Raw genomic sequence first — 5,274 nt, forward strand, 5'->3', positions numbered from 1 at the left:
GCCACCGATAGCTCGGGCTCGTCCACGCAATAGCTGCCGCCAAAACCGCAGCACTCGTCGCGCCGTTCCGGCCGGGTGAGGGTGATGCCGTCCACCAGCGCGAGGATGCGCTCCAGTCGCGACTGATAGGGCAGCATCAGTTCGGAGGCGGTGGCATGCTTGCGGGTACGCAGGCCGAGACAGCTCTGGTGGATGGAGACCTTGTGCGGGAAGCTCACCGGCTTGGGCAGCGCCTCGACTTTGAGGATGTCCTGCAGGAATTCGACGATTTCGTAGACCCGCGGCTGCAAGCCTGCATAGCCGGGCGTATCGGGCGGGTAGTGGGCACCGACATGGCTTATGCAGCTACTCGATGGCGACACCACATAGTCGTAGCCGGCAAAGATGTCGCAAAAGCGGCCGGCCGCCGCTGCTGCGCCCTTTACATCGCCATTATTGAACAGCGGCTGGCCGCAACAGGTTTGCGCCAGCGGATAGTCGACATCCAGGCCATAGCCTTCCAGCAGTTCCAGCGTGGCAATGGCGATATGCGGATAGAGTTCGTTGACGTGACAGGGAATGAACAGGCCGATTTTCATAAATTTGCGCGCTGCAAGATGATAGGCAGGCTGTAGCCTATCATGTCATGAGGGTAAGCGGGCGGCTTTGGCGGGGTTGGTGCGCTGGCGGAAGATCACAGGAGTCGAACCTGCCCGGGACCGCTGGCGGCCCCCTCCGGTTTTGAAGACCGGCCACCCCACCGGGGATGATGATCTTCCGCAAGGCGGCAATTATAACAGCTTGCCTGTGTACGGTCAGTCGCTTGCAAATTGGGTGGCATCGCGCAGCAGATGGCGGTCGCCCTGACGCCGGGTGAGCCCGCTCTTGTCGAAAAATTCCAGTAGCTGGATCGCCAGCTTGCGCCCGACGCCGATGCGGTCACGGAACGAGGCGGCATCGGCGTAGCCCTGGCACGCCGCCAGTTCGCACACGATGGCGGCCATCTGCCGGATGCGGCTGGCCAGATAATAGCGGTCGGGCACGATAGCGATGACATGGCCCAGACGGGCGGCCTTTTTCAGCAGGGCACGCACGCTGTCCTCGTCGCTGTGTGCGCTTTGCGCCAGATCGCGTACCCACTGGGCCTCGCCACCCTCGCCAAAGCCACCCGCCACCCGTAGCCATAGCGCATCTTCGCTGCTGCTGAATGCCAGTACATGGCCTGGCAGGTGCAGCCAGCCACGGGTTTCACACAAGCTACCGGCAGCAAGCAGCGCGTGCAGCAGTGCGCTCATCGTAGCCGGCGTTTCATTCGGCAGCGCCAGACGCTTGAGGCGCGAGCGCGCCGCGCCCATCTGGTCGGGCTGGGCCGCGTGCAGGCCGGCCAGGCGTTGCAGCAGGGTGTCTTGCAGTGCCTGCCAGCGTGCGGGGGCATGGGCATGGGTGCCGGCAACCACCAGTTGCAAGGCCTGTGCCCATGCGCCGGCATCGTGTGTTGTCTGGCGCGCCCAGGCAAATGCCGGCAGATCGACGCTGCCCTGTTCGGCCAGGGTGCGTAGCGCCAGCTTGTCGTTCCCGCCCGCTGCGGCCAGTGCCTGCAGATGGGCAAGTCGGGCCGGATGGCGTTTGCCGCGCAGCGGCGGCATGGTTTCCAGCACCCGTGCGCCGGCGAGCGTCTGGCGTGCACCGGCATCGCGCACAATCAGCCTGTCGTTGTCTGCCAGATAGAGCGGCGCATCCAGTGCCAGTTCGGCGCAAGACTGGGCCTTGTCCTCGCCCAGCAGGACCAGATGGCCGGTGATATGGCGCGCGCCGTGATGGATGTGTACGGCCTGCCAGTGTTTGAGTGGCGCGGCACCGGCCAGCGGCTTGAGTGCGACGCTGATGCGGCTGCTGGCGCGACCGGCTTGTGCCAGCAGCCAGTCGCCACGCCTGATGTCGTCTTTGCTGATATCACCCGCGAGATTGAGCGCGATGCGCTCGCCTTTACCGGCGCTATTTGCCGCCTGGCCCTGTGCATGCAGTGCACGCACACGTACCGGCACTTCGGCGCCGCTGAGCCATAGCGTGTCGCCGCTGGCGACGCGGCCCGCGAGCGCGGTGCCGCTGACCACCAGACCGCTGCCCTTGATGGTAAAGGCGCGGTCGATGGCGAGGCGAAAGCGCCGTGTCGCGTCGGGGGCATTGGCCGGAAGTGCCTCCAGATGCGCGCGCAAGGCCTCAAGCCCGGCACCGCTGCGGCTGGAAACCGGCAGGATGGCGCTAGCAGCAAGATGGTAACTGGCGAGCAGGGTTTCGATTTCGCGGCTTAGTGCCAGGATGTGTGCCGAGTCCGCCAGATCACATTTGCTCAGTGCTACGGTGATGGCCGGGGTGCCGGCCAGTTGCAAAATGGCCAGGTGTTCGCGTGTCTGCGGCATGATGCCGTCGTCGCAGGCAACCAATAGCAGGGCGTGGTCGAGGCCGCCTACACCGGCGAGCATATTGCTCAGGAATTTTTCGTGGCCGGGCACATCGACAAAGCCCAGACGCTTGCCGTTAGCGCATTCGAGAAAGGCATAGCCCAGATCCAGCGTCATGCCGCGGCGTTTTTCTTCCGGCAGGCGGTCGGCATCGGTGCCGGTGAGGGCGCGCAATAACGAGGTTTTGCCGTGGTCGACGTGGCCGGCAGTCGCGATGATCATGGGCGGCTTCTTTCCTGTCTGGGTGCAAAGCCGCCCATGGTAGAGGGCATGGGGTTTTTCGGCTAGACCGGATCGACGTGGGTCATCACATTCAGCACCGGATGTTCGGCCATCACGCGGGCGCGCGCTTCCAGCGCAATATTATGGCCGTCGCGTACATTCAGGTCGCCATCGACTTCCAGATGTACATCGACCACGATCATGTCGCCCATTTTGCGGGTGCGCAGATCGTGCAGGCCGGTAATGCCGGGGGTAGCGAGCAAGGTAGTGCGGATCTTGCTGACTTCTTCTTCATCGGCGGCCTTGTCCATCAGGTCGGACAGCGCACTCCAGGCAAACTGGCCACCGGTCCTGCAGATCATCAGGCCGACAAACAGTGCCGCTACCGGGTCCAGCAGCGGATAGCCCAGCATATTGCCGCCTATGCCCAGCGCCACCACCAGCGACGATGCCGCATCCGAGCGCGCGTGCCAGGCGTTGGCTACCAGCATGGTCGAGCGCACTTTTTTGGCAATGCCCAGCATGTAGCGGAACAGGCCTTCCTTGCACACCAGCGTAAACAGCGCCACCCACAGGGCGATGGCGTGCACCTGCGGGATGGACTCGGGGTCGTTGAATTTGGAGGCCGCCGAAATGAGCATGCCGGCACCGACCGCCAGCAATAGCAGGCCCAGTACCAGCGAGGCCGCATTTTCATAGCGCTGATGGCCGTAATGATGATCATCATCCGGCGCCTTGCGGCCGTGGTGGCTGGCAAACAGCACCACGAAGTCGGCCAACAGGTCGGACAGCGAATGGATACCGTCTGCCACCAGCGCCTGCGAGCGGGCAAAGATGCCGACGGTCACTTGCAGTACCGTCAGGATCAGGTTGATAACCACGCTGACCAAGGTACTTTTGCGCGCAGCGGCGTAGCGTGCCAATTCTTCTGCCGCTTGATGATCCGGCAGGGGTTTTTCTATGGCCATGATTATGCTTTTGTTGAATTCAAATGGCTGGATAATGCCATCGGATGATTAGTTTTGGCTTAAACTGTCGTCAGTTTAAGGCAGTCACGCGTATCGTTGTGAACTAACGCACACCAGTTGGTATCGGATGCTTTCTTTATGGGACAATTGCGCAGACGTTCAAGGCCGCCTGCCATCAGGTGGCGAAAAACCATGATTTTATCCTCTGCCCGCTAAAGCGCAGAGCGATTTTCTGTTCAAGGGAATTCTGACATGCAAAAAACCGTACTGGCTTCTGCCGCCTTGCTGCTGGCCTCTGCCGCCCAAGCCGCCATCAACCCGATTCCGACCAGCAACGGTTTTTCCGGCGCGGTCAGCATCGGCGTGGCGAGCAGCGAAGTGGCTTCCAATATGTACAAGGGCGATGACAACGGCCGTATCTATAACCGTGGTACACCGGACAGCCACGGCGAAACCGATCCGCTGCTGATGCTCGACCTGCGCTACACCCTGGCCAATAGCCGTACCCAGTTTGTACTGGGTAATCAGGTGCATGATGCGCTGCGTCTGGACTACACCCAGCAGCTGGGTGTGCGTCAGGAAATCGGCAATAACGGCATTGTGTCTGCCGGCCTGGTATTCAGCGGCTTCGGCAGCAAGGACGTATGGGCCAACCCGTACGACACAACGGGTGAGCGCGAAGAGACCAAGCGCAAGTCGACCGGCATGCGTCTGGGCTGGGAAGGTATCTTGGGCAGCAACTTCAGCGCCGACATTACCCGCCGCAAGGTTGAGCTGGACGATGAGAAGAGCGGCTACCTTGGGTTGCTGGACCGTAACGGCAAAACCACCCGTTTCAACCTGTCCTACGACTGGGAATTTGCACCGGGCCACTTCCTAGCACCGGGCATCGTCTTGGGCAAGCACGACCTTGACGGCCGCGCCATGAGCAACGACTCCACCGGCTTCAAGCTGGACTACGGCTACCGCAGCGGCCTCTACACCGTGACTGCCAACCTGTATCTGGGCGAACAGAAGTACGATGCAGCCAACCCTATTCCAGAATTCGACGGCAAGAAGGCCGATAGCAGCGACTTCGTGATCGGCACCAATCTGATGCGTCACCAGCTGTTCGGTTACAAGAATGTCAGCGGCTTCGTTAATGCCGCCTATGGCAAGTCCGATTCCGACATCAACTTCTACGATGCCGAAGTCAAGCGCATTGGCGCAGGTGTGATGTACAAGTTCTGATCACATCATGATCAGCCCAAAAACCGGTGCGGTGTGCGCCGGTTTTTTTATGGCCAGCGTCCGGGCGCCGGCCAGTGGGCCGCCACCGCCGCCACCGAGCAGGCAGGCGCCAATGGCGAGATGTTCGAACTCGGCTGGGCCTAGGATTTTGATCGTCATGGTCATTTCTTATTTTTTATGTTGAAATTGCATTCTATTTGCATTAATTGATGGCAGAATACATTTTTTATGTATGTTTGAGACACCGTGTTGCCTTCTGCCTCATCTACCCCTGTGACCTCTGCCGGCTGGATTCGTACCCTGCGCCGGCGCTTTCCCGCGTTCGAGAGCCTGTGGCAGGAGTTTCCCGACAATGTTTTTCTGATCGCTTGCGACAAGGATGGCGACTTCCTGCTCGCAGACTGCAATCCGGC

At 61.0% G+C, this 5,274-nt stretch carries 5 protein-coding genes and 1 tRNA gene; 1 reads left to right on the forward strand and 5 read right to left on the reverse strand.

Going from position 1 to position 5,274, the window contains the following annotated elements; all coding sequences use genetic code 11:
- The 4 genes from ACRC1E_RS10965 to ACRC1E_RS10980 all read right to left on the reverse strand — a co-directional run.
- Positions 1-578: heterodisulfide reductase-related iron-sulfur binding cluster (locus ACRC1E_RS10965; RefSeq protein WP_438515134.1), on the reverse strand; the 578-nt coding region annotated here is incomplete at its 3' end.
- Between the two features lie 85 nt (positions 579-663).
- Positions 664-758 (reverse strand) — tRNA-Sec (locus ACRC1E_RS10970).
- 36 nt (positions 759-794) lie between these two features.
- Positions 795-2,663 (reverse strand): selenocysteine-specific translation elongation factor, encoded by a 1,869-nt coding sequence (gene selB, locus ACRC1E_RS10975; RefSeq protein WP_438515135.1) that lies wholly within the window; start codon positions 2,661-2,663, stop codon positions 795-797.
- A gap of 62 nt (positions 2,664-2,725) precedes the next feature.
- Positions 2,726-3,631, reverse strand: coding sequence for a cation diffusion facilitator family transporter (locus ACRC1E_RS10980; RefSeq protein ID WP_438515136.1), 906 nt, complete (start codon positions 3,629-3,631; stop codon positions 2,726-2,728).
- Positions 3,632-3,883: 252 nt separating this feature from the next.
- Here ACRC1E_RS10980 and ACRC1E_RS10985 point away from each other — a divergent pair, with 252 nt between their 5' ends.
- Entirely contained in the window at positions 3,884-4,861 is a 978-nt protein-coding gene (locus ACRC1E_RS10985) for a DUF2860 family protein (protein WP_438515137.1), read from the forward strand.
- Here ACRC1E_RS10985 and ACRC1E_RS10990 read toward each other — a convergent pair whose 3' ends face one another.
- On the reverse strand, positions 4,862-5,020 hold the full coding sequence (locus tag ACRC1E_RS10990; RefSeq protein WP_438515138.1) for a hypothetical protein: 159 nt from the start codon (positions 5,018-5,020) through the stop codon (positions 4,862-4,864). It lies immediately after the preceding gene.
- Positions 5,021-5,274 lie beyond the last annotated feature (254 nt).

Origin of the sequence: Craterilacuibacter sp. (assembly GCF_051659485.1) — a bacterium.
Lineage (GTDB): Bacteria > Pseudomonadota > Gammaproteobacteria > Burkholderiales > Chromobacteriaceae > Craterilacuibacter.

What these genes read in the sequence shown, in the direction of transcription:
- selB (WP_438515135.1), bottom strand. Translation starts at nt 2,663, where the DNA reads ATGATCATCGCGACTGCCGGCCACGTCGACCACGGCAAAACCTCGTTA.
- ACRC1E_RS10980 (WP_438515136.1), bottom strand. Translation starts at nt 3,631, where the DNA reads ATGGCCATAGAAAAACCCCTGCCGGATCATCAAGCGGCAGAAGAATTG.
- ACRC1E_RS10985 (WP_438515137.1), top strand. Translation starts at nt 3,884, where the DNA reads ATGCAAAAAACCGTACTGGCTTCTGCCGCCTTGCTGCTGGCCTCTGCC.
- ACRC1E_RS10990 (WP_438515138.1), bottom strand. Translation starts at nt 5,020, where the DNA reads ATGACGATCAAAATCCTAGGCCCAGCCGAGTTCGAACATCTCGCCATT.